The sequence below is a fragment of the Pseudomonas sp. GM55 genome (assembly GCF_000282395.1).
Lineage (GTDB): Bacteria > Pseudomonadota > Gammaproteobacteria > Pseudomonadales > Pseudomonadaceae > Aquipseudomonas > Aquipseudomonas fluorescens_CC.
The window spans coordinates 261,091-279,690 of the sequence record NZ_AKJJ01000034.1 but is presented as its reverse complement, the minus strand read 5'-3'; the positions used below and the strand labels follow the sequence as shown (position 1 = coordinate 279,690).

The 18,600-nt window shown below is 60.5% G+C and carries 17 protein-coding genes and 1 pseudogene; 7 read left to right on the top strand and 11 right to left on the bottom strand.

The window, feature by feature from the left end:
• The first annotated feature begins 4 nt into the window (after positions 1-4).
• Positions 5-280, top strand: a complete 276-nt coding sequence (locus PMI31_RS06755) for a polyhydroxyalkanoic acid system family protein (RefSeq protein ID WP_008017043.1) — start codon at positions 5-7, stop codon at positions 278-280.
• 222 nt (positions 281-502) lie between these two features.
• Positions 503-787: a polyhydroxyalkanoic acid system family protein gene (locus PMI31_RS06750; protein WP_008017042.1), complete on the top strand. Its 285-nt coding sequence runs from the start codon at positions 503-505 to the stop codon at positions 785-787.
• A 128-nt stretch (positions 788-915) separates the two neighbouring features.
• Here the strand turns inward: PMI31_RS06750 and PMI31_RS30725 are convergent.
• Positions 916-1,056: pseudogene (locus PMI31_RS30725) on the bottom strand (IS630 family transposase); the annotation flags it as partial.
• 146 nt (positions 1,057-1,202) lie between these two features.
• Here PMI31_RS30725 and PMI31_RS06745 point away from each other — a divergent pair.
• Entirely contained in the window at positions 1,203-1,625 is a 423-nt protein-coding gene (locus PMI31_RS06745; RefSeq protein WP_008017041.1) for a phasin family protein, read from the top strand.
• A gap of 10 nt (positions 1,626-1,635) precedes the next feature.
• Positions 1,636-2,493: a phasin family protein gene (locus PMI31_RS06740; protein WP_008017039.1), complete on the top strand. Its 858-nt coding sequence runs from the start codon at positions 1,636-1,638 to the stop codon at positions 2,491-2,493.
• A gap of 188 nt (positions 2,494-2,681) precedes the next feature.
• On the opposite strand, the gene PMI31_RS06735 is transcribed toward PMI31_RS06740, so the two are convergent.
• From PMI31_RS06735 to PMI31_RS06690, 10 genes are all read right to left on the bottom strand, one after another.
• Entirely contained in the window at positions 2,682-3,302 is a 621-nt protein-coding gene (locus PMI31_RS06735; protein WP_008017038.1) for a TetR/AcrR family transcriptional regulator, read from the bottom strand.
• 172 nt (positions 3,303-3,474) lie between these two features.
• Positions 3,475-5,157 (bottom strand): class II poly(R)-hydroxyalkanoic acid synthase, encoded by a 1,683-nt coding sequence (phaC, locus tag PMI31_RS06730; protein WP_008017035.1) that lies wholly within the window; start codon positions 5,155-5,157, stop codon positions 3,475-3,477.
• Between the two features lie 115 nt (positions 5,158-5,272).
• On the bottom strand, positions 5,273-6,127 hold the full coding sequence (gene phaZ / locus PMI31_RS06725) for a poly(3-hydroxyalkanoate) depolymerase (RefSeq protein ID WP_008017034.1): 855 nt from the start codon (positions 6,125-6,127) through the stop codon (positions 5,273-5,275).
• A gap of 163 nt (positions 6,128-6,290) precedes the next feature.
• Positions 6,291-7,970: a class II poly(R)-hydroxyalkanoic acid synthase gene (gene phaC, locus PMI31_RS06720; protein WP_008017033.1), complete on the bottom strand. Its 1,680-nt coding sequence runs from the start codon at positions 7,968-7,970 to the stop codon at positions 6,291-6,293.
• 260 nt (positions 7,971-8,230) lie between these two features.
• Positions 8,231-8,608, bottom strand: a complete 378-nt coding sequence (locus PMI31_RS06715; RefSeq protein ID WP_008017032.1) for a gamma-butyrobetaine hydroxylase-like domain-containing protein — start codon at positions 8,606-8,608, stop codon at positions 8,231-8,233.
• Positions 8,609-8,726: 118 nt separating this feature from the next.
• A complete protein-coding gene (hslU, locus tag PMI31_RS06710; protein ID WP_008017031.1) occupies positions 8,727-10,064 on the bottom strand; it encodes an ATP-dependent protease ATPase subunit HslU in 1,338 nt (445 codons plus the stop codon).
• A gap of 55 nt (positions 10,065-10,119) precedes the next feature.
• Positions 10,120-10,650, bottom strand: coding sequence for an ATP-dependent protease subunit HslV (gene hslV / locus PMI31_RS06705; protein ID WP_008017029.1), 531 nt, complete (start codon positions 10,648-10,650; stop codon positions 10,120-10,122).
• 232 nt (positions 10,651-10,882) lie between these two features.
• A complete protein-coding gene (locus tag PMI31_RS06700) occupies positions 10,883-11,596 on the bottom strand; it encodes an SPOR domain-containing protein (RefSeq protein ID WP_008017028.1) in 714 nt (237 codons plus the stop codon).
• Position 11,597: 1 nt separating this feature from the next.
• The gene (gene argS, locus PMI31_RS06695; protein WP_008017027.1) at positions 11,598-13,334 is read right to left on the bottom strand and encodes an arginine--tRNA ligase; all 1,737 of its coding nucleotides are present in this window, start codon (positions 13,332-13,334) and stop codon (positions 11,598-11,600) included.
• A gap of 211 nt (positions 13,335-13,545) precedes the next feature.
• Positions 13,546-15,765, bottom strand: a complete 2,220-nt coding sequence (locus PMI31_RS06690; protein ID WP_008017025.1) for a primosomal protein N' — start codon at positions 15,763-15,765, stop codon at positions 13,546-13,548.
• Between the two features lie 270 nt (positions 15,766-16,035).
• Between PMI31_RS06690 and rpmE the strand changes: the two genes are divergently transcribed.
• The 3 genes from rpmE to PMI31_RS06675 all read left to right on the top strand — a co-directional run bounded on the left by rpmE (position 16,036) and on the right by PMI31_RS06675 (position 18,529).
• Positions 16,036-16,254, top strand: coding sequence for a 50S ribosomal protein L31 (rpmE, locus tag PMI31_RS06685; RefSeq protein WP_007975586.1), 219 nt, complete (start codon positions 16,036-16,038; stop codon positions 16,252-16,254).
• A gap of 35 nt (positions 16,255-16,289) precedes the next feature.
• Complete coding sequence (locus PMI31_RS06680) at positions 16,290-17,078, top strand: thermonuclease family protein (RefSeq protein ID WP_008017024.1); 789 nt, start codon at positions 16,290-16,292, stop codon at positions 17,076-17,078.
• A 182-nt stretch (positions 17,079-17,260) separates the two neighbouring features.
• A complete protein-coding gene (locus PMI31_RS06675) occupies positions 17,261-18,529 on the top strand; it encodes a malic enzyme-like NAD(P)-binding protein (RefSeq protein ID WP_008017023.1) in 1,269 nt (422 codons plus the stop codon).
• Positions 18,530-18,600 lie beyond the last annotated feature (71 nt).

The window sequence follows — 18,600 nt, the reverse complement described above, 5'->3', positions numbered from 1 at the left end:
TTTGATGGCCCGTATTAGTGTTGAACGTGCCCATGGCCTGGGTAAGGAAGCGGCGCGCGAGAAGGCCGACAAGCTGGCACAGAAACTTTCCGATCAATATGGCCTGGAGCCGCAGTGGTCCGGCGACACCCTGAACCTCAAACGCTCGGGTGTGAAGGGCGCGGTGCATGTCGCCGAGGATTCGATTCGCGTCGACGTGGAACTGGGCCTGATGATGTCGGCCATGAGCGGCATGATCAAAGCGGAAATCGAAAAGGCGCTGGACAAAATCTTGGTGTGAGTCGGAGTTTTCCTCATTACCCATAAGGTTTGGTGGCAGGAGATGTGAGGAATTTCGCTTCGAGGTGGGCGAAAATTTAACCGATGGGCTGTACGCCTTATGCCAGAGCCTTCTTGTCATTTACCCGAACTGGTGCGCTATTCATGCAGTGATTTGACTGACTTTTTGTGTGGGGTAACCTTGGGGGCATGGAGATTCACCCCACAGAAAAGGAAGTCAAAGATGGCCAAGGAAATAAGTATCACGCGCCCCCATAAGCTCGGTCTCGACGCCGCGATGGAGAAAGCCAGGGTCCTGGTGTCGGAGTTGGCAACGCAGTACGGTTGCGAATACCGCTGGACCGGCAATGAAGTCTCTGTTCGGCATGGGATTACCGGCATCACTGGGCAAGCGCTCGTTTCGGAAAATGATATCAAGGTCTATGTTGACCTTAATTTTTTCCAGCAGGTGCTCAAGGGCGTGATCGAGTCGGAAATCAACAAAGTCCTCGACGAGGCTCTCGCTTGATCCCTTCAGATGAGTGCTTTTGGCAGGGGTGTGGGGCTGTTTTTCCAGCATCGTGCCCTGTTTGATGGCAGCACCCTGGGGGCGAAATGAACCTGGTGTGCTGTTTTAGAAATGATTTGCCCGCGAGCCCGTGAGGCCATTGCCTCACGGGCTCGCTGTATTTTGTGCAAAGTTGCTTCTCCCTTTGCATTCCAGGCATAGCGAGTCGGCTGTGCATTTCGCAGTGCCAGGAACGTGGTAATCGAGCTCTCCAATTCGCGAACCGTTGAATGACAGAGGGCGTGTAGCCAAGGCCGCGGAAAAGTTATTTCGAAAACAGCAAGCTAGGGTGCTGTTTCTAATTTTTATCATTACTTTGTGCCTGCGCCCGAATTTCGCGGGCAGTTCCTCAAACCTTCTGCGCGTGAGGTGCACCATGGCCAAAGTTATTTTGAAGAAAAAAACCGACACATCGACCAGCACGCTGAGCGACGTCAAAACCTATGCCCGCAAGATCTGGCTGGCAGGCCTGGGTGCCTACACCAAGGTCGGCCAAGAGGGCAGCGAGTACTTTCAAGAGCTGGTCAAAGCGGGTCAGGTTGTTGAAAAGAAAGGCAAAAAGGTAGTCGCTGAGAAACTTGAAGCGGCCAATGCCGAGATCGATGAAGCCAAGAGTGAAGTCAGCACTTTCAAAAGCAAGGTCGAAGTTCAACTCGACAGGGTCGAGAAGGCGTTCGATACGCGTGTCGCAAGTACCTTGAATCGTATCGGCATTCCGTCTAAACATGACGTTGAGGCACTCTCTGCTAAGCTCGATGAGCTGACGGCATTGCTCGAACGCGTCGCGCGTAAATCTTAAGGAGAACGGGATGGCTGTTAAAAAGAAAACCGAAAAAGAAGGCAGCTCGTGGATCGGGAAGGTTGAAGATTACTCCCGAAAAATCTGGCTGGCTGGTTTAGGCGTGTACTCGAAGATCGACACTGACGGCAGCAAACTCTTCGATGCATTGGTTAAGGACGGCGAGAAAGCCGAGAAGCTCACCAAGAGTGCCGTTGGCAAGACAGTCGACGCCGCCAAGGACTCCGCTTCTTCGGCCAAGTCGCGCATCAGCGGCGTGAAAGATCGCGCACTGGGCAAGTGGGATGAGCTCGAAGGCGCTTTTGACAAGCGTCTGAACAGCGCCATTTCGCGTCTGGGCGTACCGAGCCGCAACGAAGTCAAGGCACTGCACAGCAAGGTCGAAACCCTGACCAAGCAAATCGAAAAACTGACCGGTGCCAAGGTTGCGCCTGTTGCGGCGAAAACCGCAGCGGCCAAACCTGCTGCCAAGCCAGTCGCCAAAACCGCAGCCAAGCCACTGGCAAAAGCAGCGGCTAAACCTGCTGCCAAGCCTGCGGCTAAAACTGCAGCCGCCAAACCGGCTGCGGCCAAACCAGCGGCCAAGCCGGTGGCTGCAAAAGCCGCCGCCAAACCAGCGGCTAAACCGGCCGCCAAGCCAGCAGCAAAAACTGCAGCGGCCAAACCCGCTGCGGCGAAAAAACCTGCAGTGAAAAAGCCGGCAGCTCCAAAAGCAGCCGCGCCAAAACCAGCAGTAGCAGCTGCCAAACCGGTAACGCCGGTAACGCCAGCAGCTCCGGTCAGCGCATCGAACTCCGCTGCCGCGCCAACCCCTGCTGTCACCCCGACTGCCGCGCCAGTTCCATCGACGCCAACCAGTCAGTCCTGATTTTCAGGGCTCAAGAAAACGCCCGGCCTGTGAAGGTCGGGCGTTTTTGTTTGTGCACCCCCCAAGAACACCGCTAATCCTGTGGGAGCGGGCTTGCCCGCGATGAGGCCGGCACATTCGATATTGATGTCGGTGGGAAGAATGCTATCGCGGGCAAGCCCGCTCCCACAGGTTAGTGGTGGTCGGGATTATTCGTGTTCTTCGAGGTATTGCATCGCCATCTGCTCGGTCGCCGCCTTGATCGGCGCCAGCAAGTGTGGCGCCACCAGCATCATGATCTGGTAAACCACCAGCCGCACCTCGCCTTCACGATCGAGAATCCGCTGGTAATCCAGTGAGAACAGCAGGGTCATGGTGATTTGCTCCACCAATTGCCCCAGTGCCTGGGTATCGCTGACCAGCAGCCCTTGCGCCTGCAACCGTGCCAGCAACGACGCCAGTGTGCGCTTGAGTGCATTGAGCAGATTGCGAATGCCCTTGGCCAGTTTCGGCAGGCGCCCGGCGAGGTTCGACAGGTCCTGGAAGAGAAACCGGTAGTGGGACAGGCGTTCGACGATCAGGTGCAGAAACAGCCAGTAGTCCTCAGGCGCCAGTTCGACATCGGCCGGTGGATCGAGCAGCGGGGCGAGTTCGCCCTGAAAGCGCTCGAACAGCCCGAGAATCAGCGGTTCCTTGCCGTGGAAGTGGTAGTAGAGGTTGCCTGGGCTGATGCCCATTTCGTTGGCAACTTCCATGGTGGAGACATTCGGTTCGCCCTTTTGATTGAACAACTGCAGGGCACATTCGAGGATCCGGTCGCGGGTTTTCATCCAGTCTTCTTAATGTTCGTGCCAGGTCAACCTCCAGTCCTGTAGGAGCGAGCATGCTCGCGATGGTCGTTAACGATTACGCGGGCTACCTGATTACCCGCGGCGTCTGGATATCCATCGCGAGCATGCTCGCTCCTACTGGGGCGGAGACTGACTGCGGCCTTTTTTAGGTTCAGCGCACACGTACGTAGGTACCGGGTGCTGCCTCCATCGGTGGGTAATTCTGGTTGCCGAGCGCCATGTGGGTTTCCTTCTGTGCGCCGGAGCGTTCCTGAATCCAGCTCAGCCATTGGGTCCACCAACTGCCGTCGACATGCCTGGCGTCGTAGTACCAGGCGCGGGGGTCGCTGCTCAGTTTGCCATTCTCGACGTAGTTGGCTTTCGGGTTGCTCGGCGGGTTGAGGATGCTCTGCACATGGCCGCTGTTGGACAGCACGAAGCGCCGCTCGCCACCGAGCAACAGCGTCGAGCGATACACCGCATCCCACGGCGTGATGTGATCGTTGATGCCGGCGACGCTGAAGCTGTCGACGGTGACCTTCTGCAAATCGATCGGCGTGCCACACACTTCCAGGCCACCCGGGTGGGTCAGCGGGTTGTGCTTGAAGAAGTCCAGCAGGTCGCCATGCAGGGCGGCAGGCAAGCGCGTGCTGTCGTTGTTCCAGTAGAGGATGTCGAACGCCGGCGGCTCCTTGCCCAACAGGTAATTGTTGACGAAGTAGCTCCAGATCAAATCGTTGGGGCGCATCCAGGCGAAGACCTTGGCCATGTCGCGGCCGTCCAGCACACCTTTCTGATAGGAGCGGCGCTTGGCAGCCTCCAGAGTCTGTTCGTCGGCGAACAGCGAAGCGGGGCTGTCCAGCTGGCTGTCGAGCAGGCTCACCAGATACGTCGCACTGGACACCCTTCGGATTTGCCGTTTGGCCTGCAAGTGGCCTTGCAGCGCGGCAATGGTCAGCCCGCCGGCGCAGGCGCCCATCAGGTTGATCTCGCGTGCGCCAGTGATCGCCCGGCAGACGTTCATGGCCTCTTCCACGGCTTCCACATAGGTCGAAAGCCCCCATTCGCGGTGACGCACATCCGGGTTGCGCCAGCTGATCATGAAGGTTTGCAGGCCGTTTTTCAGCGCGTACTGGACGAAGCTGTTGTGCGGGCTCAGGTCGAAAATGTAGTACTTGTTGATTTGTGGCGGCACCACCAACAGGGGCTTGGAATACTGCTTTTCGCTCATCGGCTTGTACTGGATCAACTCCAGCAGTTCGTTGCGAAACACCACGGCACCGGTGGTGGTGGCGACCGTCTTGCCGACCTCGAACGCTTGCTTGGTGACTTGCCGGGGCAGGCCATCGTTGTGCAGCAGATCGTCCACCAGATGACCGATGCCACGCACCAGACTGTTACCCCCGGAATTGAAAAGCTCCTTGACCGCCAATGGATTGAGCAGGGTGTTGGAGGGCGATACGGCGTCGTTGAGCAAGGCGAACGCGAAGTGGGCGCGGGCACGGTCGTCCGGGCTCATGTTGCTCTCGTCGATCCAGCTTTTGACCTGCTTCTGCCAGCTCAGATAAGCCTGCAGGCTGCGCCGGTAAAACGGGTTGAGGCTCCACGCCGGATCGGCGAAGCGAGCATCCTGCGGGTTGGTCGGATGCAGGGTTTCGCCCAGCAGCACACGACCAAGCTGGCCGCCGAGTTTGAGGGCATGTCGGGCACTGTGCACCGGATTGCGCAAGCCATGGGCGGCCACACTACGCAGGGTCGATAACAGATCCCGACCGCGCAGGCCGGTAATCGCACTCTGTGCATTGATGAACGCGGCGGGAGTCGGTAAGGAATCCCTCGCTGGTTTCTCGCGCATGAGTCAACACTCCTTCGTCTTCAGGCTAAAAACAAACACACCGAACCAGAACACCATAGACGCTGTAACGGGTTGTTGCGCGGCGTGGCGTCCTGCCGGCCGCTGATGCAGCGGTTTAGCTGCCCAATGGCGCCGGGCGCGGATGCATCACCGCGCGCTGGCGCTCCTCTTCCAGGAATTTCATGATGATCGGGGCCACCGCTTCGGCCCGGGTAATCAGGAACAAATGCCCGTCATCGATGATGTGCAACTGGGCGTTGGGAATCCGCCAGGCCAGCAAGCGCATGTTGACCAACGGGATCAGTGGGTCATCGTCGCCGGCCAGTACCAGGGTTGGCTGGCGGATCTTGTGCAACCAGTGAATGCTGGTCCAGCCGAGACCGGCGAACAGCTGCCAGTAGTAACCGAGCTTGCCGGCTGAGCGCACCTTGGCCGCATGGCTCGCGGCCAGCGTCGGGTCGCGACGGAAAGCGCCGCCGTAGATCATCGGCGCAATGCGGATCACGTGGGACGGCTGGATGTAACGTCGCGGGCTGGCCATCATCCACAACACTTTCGGCTTGCCCGGCACCATCACCGCACCCGCCGCCGTCGCCGCCAGCACGAGTTTCTTGCAGCGCTCCGGATAGTCGTAAGCGAACTGTTGGGCCAGGGCACCACCCCAGGACACGCCGATGACGTTGACCTGCCCGTAGTCGAGATAGTCGAGCATCCGCGCCGTGAGCTTGGCCAGCCCCGGAAAACGATACGGCCGGTTCGGTGTCGATGAACCACCGACGCCGGGTACGTCGAAAGCGATGACTTCCAGGTCCGGGTCCAGCGCCGCGATGAACGGGAACACCAGCTCCAGGTTGGCGCCAATGCCGTTGAAAATCAGCAGGGGCGTCAAGTGAGGCTTGCCGGGGCGTACCGCCGTGCGGAGCGTCTGGCCATCCAGCTCGACGGTACGGAATATGAAGGGTTGCGGCATGCTTCTGGCCCTGTGGGTCGCTCTCTTGAATTCTTCCCCATCCCCTGTAGGAGCGAGCTTGCTCGCGAAAAACGCGAGGACGACACGTTAACCAGGCCGTGCGCGTTATCGTTGACGTCCATCGCGAGCGAGCTCGCTCCTACAGTAGGGCGAGGTGTGTCAGTTACCGCTCATGCACGTAAGTGCCCGGTGCGGCTTCCCCTTCCGGGTAGGCCTTGTTGCCCAGTTTTGCCGGTGCTTTTTTCAGGTTGCCCGAACGCTGTGCCTGCCATGCCTGCCAGTGCAGCCACCAGGAGTCGGCGTGCTTGGTCGACTCTTCCTGCCAGTCATCGGCATCGGCGGGCATTTGGGTGCTGGTCATGTAACGCGATTTCGGATTGCCCGGCGGGTTCAGAATGCTCTGGATGTGCCCGCTGCTGGACAGCACGAATTCAACGTTGCCGCCGAACAGTTGTGCCGACTTGTAGCAGGAGCGCCACGGCGTGATGTGGTCGCTGGTGCCGGCCAGCGAGAAGATGTCGGCGGTGACCTTCTTCAGGTCGATCGGCGTGCCGCACACTTCCAGTGCATCAGCGCGGGTCAACGGGTTGCTTTTGAACATTTCGATCAGGTCGCCATGGAACGCCGCAGGCAAGCGGGTGGTGTCGTTGTTCCAGAACAGAATGTCGAATACCGGCGGTTCGTTGCCCAACAGGTAGTTGTTGACCCAGTAGTTCCAGATCAGGTCGTTGGGGCGCATCCAGGCGAAGACCTTGGCCATGTCGCGGCCTTCCAGCACTCCGGCCTGGTACGATTGGCGCTTGGCGGCCTCGAGGGTCTGCTCGTCGACGAACAGGGCCACGTCGCTGTCCAGGGTGGTGTCGAGCACGCTGACCAGCAGGGTCAGGGCGTTGACCTTGTTCTCGCCGATTGCGGCGTAGTGGCCCAGCAGCGCGGTGCAGGTGATGCCGCCGGAGCAGGCGCCGAGCATGTTCACGTCTTTGCTGCCGGTAATGGCGGTGACCACATCAACCGCTTCCTTGAGCGCTTCGATGTAGGTCGACAGGCCCCACTCGCGCTGCTCCTTGGTCGGGTTGCGCCAGCTGACGATGAAGGTCTGCACGTTGTTGCGCAGGCAGAATCGCGCCAGGCTCTTTTCCGGGCTCAGGTCGAAAACGTAGAATTTGTTGATCTGCGGCGGTACCACCAGCAGTGGGCGTTCATGCACCTGCTCGGTGATCGGCTTGTACTGGATCAGTTCCAGCACGTCGTTGCGAAAGACCACCGCACCCTCGGTCACGCCAAGGGTCTTGCCGACCTCGAATGCGCCCATGTTGACCTGGCTCGGCATGCCGCCGTTATGCACCAGGTCCTTGGCCAGATGCGAGAGGCCATCGAGCAGGCTTTTACCACCGGTTTCGAAGAAGCGCTTGACCGCCGCCGGGTTGGCCGCCGTGTTGGTCGGGGCGAAGGCTTCGGTCATGAGGTTGATCACGAAGTGCCCGCGGCTGACGTCCTTGGGCGGCAGGTTGCTGTCTTCGATCCAGTCATGGAGTTCCTTGCGCCATGCCAGGTAGGTTTGCAGATAACGTTTGTAGAGCGGGTTCTGGCTCCAGGCCGGATCCGCGAAGCGGCGGTCATCGCTGGTCGGTTGAAGTTCGGATTTGCCGAACAGCACGTTCTTGAGTTCAAGGCCGAAATGAGCGACATGCCTGGCGCTGTGAATCGGTTGTTTGATGGCCTGCCTGAGCACCATTCGAGCAGAACCCAGTAGATCTTTTCCACGCAGCCCAACGACAGGATTCAGTCCCAAGGTGTTTTCCGAGGCCTGATACTTCAAGTCATCGTTATTCTTGTTACTCATCTACGACGCTCCATTGTCCTGAGACGAGTACCGGGGTCCTGCTGTGTAGTCACACAGCCAAGGCCAGGTACTACTGCTCGGGTGACCGTTAATTCTGCATCGCTGCTTTTTAGTTCGCAGAGAGCACTGCAGGGAACTTGCCAGTTCCATTGGTTACCCGAGTTTAATTTTTTTCGCAAGCAGGCCAATGACTGACCTCGCGGCCAAGCATTCAAACAGATGAAATTAGAAAATGCCCTCTAAAGAGCAAGAAGCTCAGACTAGAGCATCAGCTTGACGACGGATTCGTTCGGATCGCGGGTTTTTCCAGCCGCTTTCAGTTCGGCCAGATAGTCATCCCAGAGTGCGTCATAACGTCGCGCCAGTTCGTAGAGGTATTCCCAGGTAAACAGACCACTGTCGTGACCGTCATCGAAGGTCAGTTTCAGTGCGTACTGACCGGCCGGTTCTACCTTGGTCAGGCCTACGTTGATCTTGCCAAATTGCAGGATGGGTTTGCCGTGGCCCTGGACCTCGGCGGAAGGAGAGTGCACGCGAAGGAATTCGGCGGGCAGGGTGTATTCCTCGCCGGACGCGTATTTCAGCGACAGGGTTTTCGAGGCTTTGTGCAGCTTGATGTCGGTTGGGAGTTGGGTCATGGCCTGAAGTCCGTTTGTGTGGAACGGTAGCGACCCTTTGTAGGAGCTGGCTTGCCGGCGAAGGCGTCCTCGCGATCGCCTTCGCTGGCAAGCCAGCTCCTACAAAGGTCTCACATGACTACAGGATATAACGGGAAAGGTCTTCGTTCTGCGCCAATTCGCCCAGGTGGCTGTTGACGTAGTCGGCGTCGATCTGGATCACCTTGTCGTCATGGGCGCTGGCCAGGTCGCCGGCGCTGAACGACACCTCTTCGAGCAGGCGCTCGAGCAAGGTGTGCAGGCGACGGGCGCCGATGTTTTCGGTTTTCTCGTTGACCTGCCAGGCAATCTCCGCGATGCGCTTGATGCCGCTCGGCTGGAACTCGATGCCCAGGCCTTCGGTTTTCAGCAGCGCGCAATATTGCTCGGTGAGCGAGGCGTGCGGTTCGCTGAGGATGCGTTCGAAGTCTTCTGGCGAAAGGGCCTTGAGTTCGACACGAATCGGCAGGCGACCTTGCAGTTCCGGCACCAGATCGCTCGGCTTGCTCAGGTGAAACGCACCGGAAGCAATGAACAGGATGTGGTCGGTCTTGACCATGCCCAGCTTGGTGTTGACAGTGCAACCTTCGATCAGCGGCAGCAAGTCGCGTTGCACGCCTTCGCGGGATACATCGACGCCACCGGTATTGCCACGCTTGGCGACCTTGTCGATTTCGTCGATGAACACGATGCCGTGCTGCTCGACCGCTTCCAGGGCCTTGGCCTTCAACTCTTCATCGTTGACCAGGCGGCTGGCTTCTTCGTCGCGCACCAGCTTGAGCGCTTCCTTGACCTTGAGCTTGCGGCTCTTGCGCTTGCCCTTGCCCATGTTGGCAAACAGGCTTTGCAGCTGGTTGGTCATTTCTTCCATGCCCGGTGGCGCGGAGATATCGACGCCGGTCATTTCGGCGACTTCGATTTCGATCTCCTTATCGTCCAGCTGACCTTCGCGCAGGCGCTTGCGGAACAGCTGGCGGGTGTTGGAATCCTGTGTCGGGGCATCGTCGCTGCTGAAGCCCATACGTGCCGGAGGCAGCAGGGCGTCGAGGATGCGCTCTTCAGCGGCGTCTTCGGCACGGTGGCGAACCTTGGTGATTTCCTGCTCGCGCAGCAGCTTGATCGCGGCATCGGCCAAGTCACGAATGATCGATTCGACGTCGCGGCCGACATAGCCGACTTCAGTGAACTTGGTCGCTTCGACCTTGATGAACGGTGCGTTGGCCAGTTTCGCCAGGCGACGGGCGATCTCGGTTTTACCGACACCGGTCGGGCCGATCATCAGGATGTTCTTTGGCGTGACTTCAACTCGCAGCTCTTCAGGCAGCTGCATGCGGCGCCAGCGGTTGCGCAGGGCAATGGCGACGGCGCGCTTGGCATCGTCCTGGCCGATGATGTGGCGGTTGAGTTCGTGGACGATTTCACGGGGGGTCATGGGCATGATATTCAGTGGACCTCAAGCAAGAATGGGCCGTGGTGCGGTGGGCTGCACGGGCTTACTCGGCGCAGTCCTGCTCCTCAATGGTCTGGGTGTGGTTGGTGAATACACAGATGTCGCCGGCGATACCGAGGGCGGTTTCGACGATTTCCCGGGCCGACAGGTCGGTCTTTTTCAGCAGTGCGCTGGCAGCGGCCTGGGCGTAGGCGCCACCGGAACCCATGGCGATCAGGCCTTCTTCGGGCTCGACCACGTCGCCGTTGCCGGTGATGATCAGGGAGGCATCCTTGTTGGCGACCGCGAGCATGGCTTCAAGGCGGCTCAGGGAACGGTCGGTGCGCCATTCCTTGGCGAGTTCGACAGCGGCGCGAACCAGATGGCCCTGGTGTTTTTCAAGCTGGCCTTCGAAGCGTTCGAAGAGGGTAAAGGCGTCAGCGGTGGCACCGGCAAACCCGGCGATGACCTGGCCGTGGTACAGGCGACGAACTTTTTTCGCGTTGCCTTTCATCACGGTATTGCCGAGGGAAACCTGGCCGTCGCCGCCCATGACGACTTTGCCGTGGCGGCGAACTGAAACGATGGTGGTCAAGGGAAGAGTCTCCACGCAGCGGGGCGAAAATGCCTTATCCCAACACATATGGGGGTGGTGGAGAGGATTTCAACTGCGGGGTGAAGCGAGGGACGAGCGGTTGGACGCGGGTGGAGGATGTGTTGTCCGCCAGGACGCCTTCGCCGGCAAGCCGGCTCCTACAAGGTTTGACGAATGTTCTGTAGGAGCTGGCTTGCCAGCGAAGAACGATGGCGCGGTAGTCCTGACGGATTCAGCGGCTCTGGCGTTGTTGTAACAACAGATTGCTGAAGCCGGCGCCGGCCAATTGTTTCTGGGCGGTGGTCAGTTGTTCGCGGTTGCTGAACGGTCCGACCAGAACCCGATACCAGGTTTCGTCCTTCACCGTGCCGGACTCGACCGAGACAGCCTGGCCGAGCAGGATGATCTGCGCCCGAACCTTGTCCGCATCGGCCTCCTTGCGGAACGAACCGGCCTGCAGGAAGAACCTGGTCACCGGCGCCGCCTTGACCGGAGGCGCTGGCGGCGGCGTGATCCCGGCCAGAGCTGCCTGGGCGCGAGCCGTGTCGATTTTCGCCGCTTCGGCCGGGGTGACCGGCGTTGTCGGGATGGCCGGCACTTGTGGTGTCGGCAGGGTTTTTTCCGGCACGGCATCCGGCGGCACGATGACTTCCGATTCCGGCAGCAAGGTGTAGAAGTCGTACTTCGGCTTCACCGGCTGCGTCGGGCTCGGCGGAGTCTTGTTGGCCTCGGCGATCTTGGTGGCTTTCTGCTGTTGCTGTTGCTCGACCTTTTCACGCTTGACCGTGTCGCTGCCCTTGCCCGGTTCCAGTTTCATCAGGAATACGATGAACGCGCCGACCGTCAGGCCGATGGCCATCCACAGCCAGCCCGGAATCGGTTGTTTTGCAGGAGCTTGGTAACGGCTGGCGCCACGCTTGGGTGCAGGTTTTTTCTTGGCAGCCAACTTACATACGCTCCAGAGTTTCCAGGCCCAAGAGTTCCAGGCCTTGCTTGAGAGTGCGTCCGGTCAGCGCGGCGAGGCGCAGGCGGCTCTGCATTTGTGCCGGGGTATCGGCGGCGAGGATCGGGCAGTTCTCGTAGAAGCTGGAGAACAGGCCGGCGACGTCGTACAGGTAAGTGCAGAGGATGTGCGGGGTGCCTTTTTCGGACACGTTGTTCAGGATTTCACCGAACTGCGCAAGTTTCGCCGCCAGCTCGTGTTCGTGCGCAGCTTCCAGAACGATCTGGCCTTCGACTTCGCTGAAGTCCTTGCCGAGTTTGCGGAACACACCGGCCACGCGGGTGTAGGCGTACAGCAGGTACGGCGCGGTGTTGCCTTCGAAATTGAGCATCAGGTCGAAGTTGAAGCTGTAGTCGCTGGTGCGGTGCTTGGACAGGTCAGCGTATTTCACCGCGCCGATGCCCACGACCTTGGCGATGTTGCGCAGCTCGGCTTCGGCCAGTTCCGGGTTCTTGTCCTTGACCAGGGTATAGGCGCGTTCCTGGGCTTCGGTCAGCAGGTCGATCAGCTTCACGGTGCCGCCATCACGGGTCTTGAACGGACGGCCGTCAGCACCGTTCATGGTGCCGAAGCCCATGTGCTCCATTTCCATCGGATGGGTCACGAAACCGGCCTTGCGCGCCACGGCGAACACTTGCTGGAAGTGCAGGGCCTGACGCTGGTCGACGAAGTACAGCGCGCGATCGGCCTTGAGTTTGCCGCTGCGGTAGCGCACGGCCGCCAGGTCGGTGGTGGCGTACAGATAGCCGCCGTCAGCTTTGACGATGATCACCGGCAGCGGGTCGCCGTCGGCGTTCTTGAACTCATCGAGGAACACGCACTGGGCACCGTTGCTCTCGACCAGCATGCCCGCCGCCTTCAAATCGTTGACCACGTTGATCAGGTCGTCGTTGTAGGCACTTTCGCCCATCACGTCGGCCATGGTCAGCTTGACGTTGAGCAGTTCATAGATCTTCTGGCAGTGGGACAGCGAGATGTCCTTGAACTTGGTCCACAGCGCCAGGCAATCGGCATCCCCGGCCTGCAGCTTGACCACCAGGCCACGGGCGCGGTCGGCGAACTCTTCGGATTCGTCGAAGCGTTGCTTGGCGGCGCGGTAGAAGTTTTCCAGGTCCGACAGTTCGTCGCTGGTGATCGGGTTTTCCTGCAGGTAAGCCATCAGCATGCCGAACTGGGTGCCCCAGTCGCCGACGTGGTTCTGACGGATCACGGTGTCGCCGAGGAACTCCAGCACACGGGCCACGCCGTCGCCGATGATGGTCGAGCGCAGGTGACCGACGTGCATCTCTTTGGCCAGGTTCGGAGCCGACAGGTCGACCACGGTACGCTGTACGGGGCCGGCCTTGCGCACGCCGATGTTGGCGTCGGCCAGGGCGGCATCCAGGCGTGCGGCCAGGGCGTCGGTGTTCTGGAAGAAGTTCAGGAAGCCAGGGCCGGCGATTTCGGTCTTGGCGACGTTTTCGTCAGCCGGCAGCGCGGCAATGATTTTTTCCGCCAGATCGCGAGGCTTCATGCCGGCCGGCTTGGCCAGCATCATGGCGATGTTGCTGGCGAAGTCGCCGTTTTTCTTGTCGCGGGAGTTTTCCACCTGGATCGCCGGCGACAGGCCTTCAGGCAACACACCTTCGTTGACGAGTTGGGTGATGGCTTGTTGGATCAGCTGGCGAATGGTGTCTTTCATGGTCTTCTCTTTCGACCGCAGGCGCGGCGGCGCATCGTGCGCTGGTGGAAAAACTGGGCATTATCCGTTGCGAAGTCGGGCTTGCCAACCTTAGCAGGCAGGATGTGGATGTGTGGTGACAAATTGGCCGCTTTCGTTGGCAAGCCAGCACCTGCACAGACCCGATGTGACTACTGTAGGAGCTGGCTCGCCAGCGAAGGCAATCTCCCAATCAATACAAATCCACCGGATCAACATCCAGCGACCAACGCACCGCCCGCCCGCTCGGCATCTGTTCCAGCACCAGCAGCCAACTGGCCAGCAACCGATGCAGCTGCGCCCGAGCCGTGGCCTGCAAGAGTAGCTGAGCACGGTAACGCCCGGCCCGGCGTTCCATCGGTGCCGGTACCGGCCCCAGCAGCTCGATGCCGGTCAGGTTCTGTTCAGCCAGCAAACGCTCGGCCTCGCTGCACGCCTCATCCAGGAAACCTTCGGCCTGCCCTGGTTTGTGCGCCTCGGCTCGTAGCAGCGCCAAGTGCGCAAACGGCGGAAGACCCGCCGCGCGGCGTTCGCTCAAGGCCTGTTCGGCAAAGGCGAAATAGCCCTGCTCGGTCAATTGCACCAGCAGCGGATGGTCGGCCAGGTGCGTCTGGATAATCACCTTGCCCGGCTCTTCGGCACGGCCTGCGCGGCCGGCGACCTGGACGATCAGCTGTGCCATGCGCTCGCTGGCACGGAAGTCGCCGGAGAACAGGCCGCCGTCGGCGTCGAGGATCGACACCAGCGTCACCCGTGGAAAATGGTGGCCTTTGGCAAGCATTTGCGTGCCGATCAGGATGCACGGCTGGCCTTTTTGAATGGTTGCGAACAACTGGTTCATCGCGTCCTTGCGCGATGTGCTGTCGCGGTCGACCCGCAGCACCGGATAGTCCGGGAACAGAATCGCCAGGCGCTCCTCGGCCCGTTCGGTGCCGGCGCCAACGGGGCGCAGATCGACCTTGTTGCACTTCGGGCACTGGCGCGGCACGCGTTCGACGTAGCCGCAGTGGTGGCAGCGCAACTCGCCGTAACGCTGATGCACGGTCATCCGCGCATCGCAGCGCTGGCACTCGGACATCCAGCCACAGTCATGGCACAACAGGGTCGGGGCGAAGCCGCGGCGATTGAGGAACACCAGGACCTGCTGCCCGGCGGCCAGGGTCTGGCCGATGGCTTGTTGCATCGGCCCGGAAATGCCGCTGTCCAGCGGGCGGCTTTTGACATCCAGGCGCAGGAAGCGCGGCTGCTTGGCGCCGCCGGCGCGCTCGTTCAAGCGCAGTAGCCCGTAGCGGCCGGTGTAGGCGTTGTGCAGGCTTTCCAGCGAAGGGGTGGCGGAGCCGAGGACGATCGGGATGCGTTCCTGTCGCGCCCGCACCAGTGCCAGATCGCGGGCGTGGTAGCGCAAACCTTCCTGCTGTTTATAGGAGCCGTCGTGTTCTTCGTCGATGATGATCAGGCCGGGGTTCTTCATCGGCGTGAACAGGGCCGAGCGCGTGCCGATAATGATGTCGGCCTCGCCGTCCCGGGCGGCCAGCCAGGCGTCGAGGCGTTCGCGGTCATTGACCGCCGAATGGATCAGCGCGATACGGGCATTGAAGCGTTGCTCGAAGCGCGCCAGGGTCTGCGGGCCCAGGTTGATTTCCGGGATCAGCACCAATGCCTGCTTGCCGGCCTCCAGCGTTTCGCGGATCAACTGCAAATAGACTTCGGTCTTGCCACTGCCGGTGACGCCGGCCAGCAGGAACGCGTGATAACTGTCGAAGCCGGCGCGAATCGCCTCATAGGCGGCGCGCTGCTCCGGATTCAGCGGGAGTTCCGGTTGCGCCAGCCAGTGTTCGTGGCGTGCACCGGGAGCGTGGCGGCGGATCTCGACTTGCACCAGCTCCTTGGCCAGCAGCAAATCCAGGCTGTCCTTGCTCAGCATCAGCTTGCTCAGCAATTGATGGGCGACGCCGTGAGGATGCTGGGCCAGCGTAGCCAAGGCTTCGCGCTGGCGCGGGGCGCGGGCGATGCGCGGATCATCGAGGCTGGCGCCCGGCGCGGCGGACCAGAAACGTTCCTGGCGCGCTTCGGCCAGCTCACCCTGGCGCAGCAGCACCGGCAGCGCCCAGCTCAAGGTGTCGCCGAGGCTGTGCTGGTAATACTGGGAGGTCCACAGGCACAGCTTGAACAGCGCGGGCGGCAGCGGTGGGGTAACGTCGAGCAGGGCCAGGGCCGGCTTGAGTTTCTCGGCCGGCACTTCGCTGGAGTTGGTGACTTCCACCAGGATTCCGATCATCTCGCGCCGGCCGAACGGTACCCGCAGGCGCATGCCTGGGTGCAACTGGCTGCGCAGGACGCCGGCCGGAGCGCGGTAGTCGAACAGGCGGCGCAGCGGCGAAGGCAGGGCGAGGCGCAGAATGGCGTCGGGCACGCGGGGGGATCTCGATCGGCGGAAACAAAGAAGGCACGCAATCTGTAGGAGCGAGCTTGCTCGCGAAGAGGGCGTGTCAGGCGGAATCCATGTCATCTGACACGACGCATTCGCGAGCAAGCTCGCTCCTACAGGGGCGGGAGCCTAGCAGACGGTCGGTAGAAGCGACAGCTTGCGTGATCAGGATTGTCTGGTAGAATCCGCGGCCTAATTACGTGCGGTATTCAACAATAGTGTTGGGTGGCGGCACGCTAGCCTGAGGAAGACACCATGAAAGCTGATATCCATCCAGAATACCCAGCAGTTGCTGTTACCTGCAGCTGCGGCAACAAGTTCGAAACCCGTTCGACCTTCGGCAAAGCCCTGGCGATCGACGTTTGCAACGAATGCCACCCGTTCTACACCGGTAAGCAGAAGACTCTGGACACCGGTGGTCGCGTACAGAAGTTCGCCGACCGTTTCGGTGCTTTCGGCGCGAAAAAGGCCTAAGGCCGATCAACTTGGGAAACCGCCACGGTTTTTCCATGCTGATGAAGAAGGCGTCCCTCGCGGGCGCCTTTTTTATGTCTGCAATTTGGCTGTCCGCCGCTCAGGCCTTTTGCCCGGCGCCAGGCGGCCTGACGCCCGTTGCGGTGCAGCGGGTGGTGGACGGCGACACCCTGCGCCTGAGCGATGGCCGCAATGTGCGCATGATCGGCTTGAACACGCCGGAGCTGGGCAAAAAGGGCCGTTCCGACGAACCGTTCGCCGTGGCCGCGCGCAAACGCCTCGAGGCCTTGGTGGCGGCGAGCGACGGTCGGGTCGGGTTGGTGCCTGGCAAAGAAAGCAAGGACCATTACGGCCGCACTCTGGCCCATGTCTACGGTGCAGACGGCGCCAACCTGGAAGCGCAAATGCTCGCCGAAGGCCTGGGTTTTCAGGTGGCGGTGGCGCCGAATGTCGATCTGGTCGCCTGTCAGCAAGCCGCCGAGCGCAATGCTCGACAGGCCGGACTGGGTGTCTGGCGCCAGTCGCCTGTACTGAAAGCGGAGCAGATCAGCACTTCCGGTTTTGCCGTGCTCAGCGGTCGTGTGAGCAAGGTGCAACGCAATCGCGGCGGAGTTTGGATCGAGTTACAGGATTCGGTTGTATTGCGCGTTGCACCCAATCTGCTGGCGCGTTTCGATGTGAATTCGCTGGAAAGCCTCAAGGGCAGGCAGGTCGAAGCGCGCGGCTGGGTGTTGGATCGCTCGCGCAAAGGCGGTCTCAAGGAAGGCCAGGCACGCTGGATGTTGCCCTTGACCGACCCGGCAATGCTCCAAGCGGAACAGTGATAAAAAATTGTAGACATTTTTTCTGCTGATTGTGAGCAGTCTAGCCCTTGTCTGCCGTGGCTCTTGGCCCAAAGTCGTAGGGCGGGGCGCTTGACAGGGGTGACCGGTCAGTCTTGTGGGGACTTTGCGAGGCGCGTATCCTCGCTGACCAGTCTGTCCAACAGTAAAAGCGGAATGCCAAAATGTCTGATCTGAAAACTGCCGCTCTCGAATATCACGCCAATCCTCGTCCAGGGAAGCTGAGTGTCGAGCTCACCAAGGCCACTGCTACCGCTCGCGACCTGTCGCTGGCCTACAGCCCGGGCGTAGCCGAACCAGTACGCGAGATCGCCCGCGATCCTGAACTGGCCTACAAGTACACCGGCAAAGGCAACCTGGTTGCAGTCATTTCCGATGGCACCGCGATTCTCGGCCTGGGTAACCTCGGCCCATTGGCTTCCAAGCCAGTGATGGAAGGTAAAGGCGTACTGTTCAAGCGCTTCGCCGGCATCGACGTTTTCGACATCGAAGTCGACTCCGAAAGCCCGCAGGCCTTCATCGACACCGTCAAGCGCATCTCCATCACCTTCGGTGGCATCAACCTGGAAGACATCAAGGCACCAGAGTGCTTTGAAATCGAACGCGCTCTGATCGAGCAGTGCGATATTCCGGTATTCCACGATGACCAGCACGGCACCGCTATCGTGACCGCCGCCGGCATGATCAACGCCCTGGAAATCGCTGGCAAAACCCTGCCGCAAGCCAAGATCGTCTGCCTGGGTGCCGGCGCTGCCGCCATCTCTTGCATGAAGTTGCTGGTGAGCATGGGCGCCAACATCGAAAACATCTACATGGTCGACCGTACCGGTGTGATCCACTCCGGCCGTGACGACCTGAACCAGTACAAAGCGGTGTTCGCTCACGCGACCGACAAGCGCACCCTGGCTGACGCCCTGCAAGGCGCTGACGTGTTCGTAGGCCTGTCCGGCCCGAACCTGCTGAGCCCTGAAGGCCTGCTGTCCATGGCGGCCAACCCGATCGTGTTCGCGTGCTCCAACCCTGATCCGGAAATCTCCCCGGAGCTGGCACACGCGACCCGTAGCGACGTGATCATGGCCACCGGTCGTTCGGACTACCCGAACCAGGTCAACAACGTACTGGGCTTCCCGTTCATCTTCCGTGGTGCCCTGGACGTTCGCGCCAAGCGCATCAACGAAGAAATGAAAGTGGCTGCGGCCAACGCCCTGCGTGAACTGGCCAAGCTGCCAGTGCCTCAGGAAGTGTGCGACGCCTACGGCGGCATCAAGCTGGAATTCGGTCGTGAGTACATCATTCCGAAGCCAATGGATGCCCGTCTGATCACCCTGATCTCCGATGCCGTGGCCAAAGCCGCCATCGAGACCGGTGTGGCGACCCTGCCGTATCCGAAGAACTACCCGCTGAAAAGCGTGGATGACGTGTTCAACGGCTAAGCCGTTGTAGCGCTTCAACCAGAAGCCCTGGCTCGTGAGAGTCGGGGCTTTTTTGTGCCTGAAGGTTTTGT

Excerpts from the sequence above, each read along its gene's own strand:
- PMI31_RS06675 (WP_008017023.1), top strand. The coding sequence starts at position 17,261 with ATGTCTGATCTGAAAACTGCCGCTCTCGAATATCACGCCAATCCTCGT.
- phaC (WP_008017035.1), bottom strand. The coding sequence starts at position 5,157 with ATGCGCGAGAAACCAGCGAGGGATTCCTTACCGACTCCCGCCGCGTTC.
- rpmE (WP_007975586.1), top strand. The coding sequence starts at position 16,036 with ATGAAAGCTGATATCCATCCAGAATACCCAGCAGTTGCTGTTACCTGC.
- PMI31_RS06750 (WP_008017042.1), top strand. The coding sequence starts at position 503 with ATGGCCAAGGAAATAAGTATCACGCGCCCCCATAAGCTCGGTCTCGAC.
- phaZ (WP_008017034.1), bottom strand. The coding sequence starts at position 6,127 with ATGCCGCAACCCTTCATATTCCGTACCGTCGAGCTGGATGGCCAGACG.
- PMI31_RS06735 (WP_008017038.1), bottom strand. The coding sequence starts at position 3,302 with ATGAAAACCCGCGACCGGATCCTCGAATGTGCCCTGCAGTTGTTCAAT.
- PMI31_RS06755 (WP_008017043.1), top strand. The coding sequence starts at position 5 with ATGGCCCGTATTAGTGTTGAACGTGCCCATGGCCTGGGTAAGGAAGCG.
- phaC (WP_008017033.1), bottom strand. The coding sequence starts at position 7,970 with ATGAGTAACAAGAATAACGATGACTTGAAGTATCAGGCCTCGGAAAAC.
- PMI31_RS06745 (WP_008017041.1), top strand. The coding sequence starts at position 1,203 with ATGGCCAAAGTTATTTTGAAGAAAAAAACCGACACATCGACCAGCACG.
- argS (WP_008017027.1), bottom strand. The coding sequence starts at position 13,334 with ATGAAAGACACCATTCGCCAGCTGATCCAACAAGCCATCACCCAACTC.
- PMI31_RS06715 (WP_008017032.1), bottom strand. The coding sequence starts at position 8,608 with ATGACCCAACTCCCAACCGACATCAAGCTGCACAAAGCCTCGAAAACC.
- PMI31_RS06680 (WP_008017024.1), top strand. The coding sequence starts at position 16,290 with ATGCTGATGAAGAAGGCGTCCCTCGCGGGCGCCTTTTTTATGTCTGCA.
- hslU (WP_008017031.1), bottom strand. The coding sequence starts at position 10,064 with ATGCCCATGACCCCCCGTGAAATCGTCCACGAACTCAACCGCCACATC.
- PMI31_RS06740 (WP_008017039.1), top strand. The coding sequence starts at position 1,636 with ATGGCTGTTAAAAAGAAAACCGAAAAAGAAGGCAGCTCGTGGATCGGG.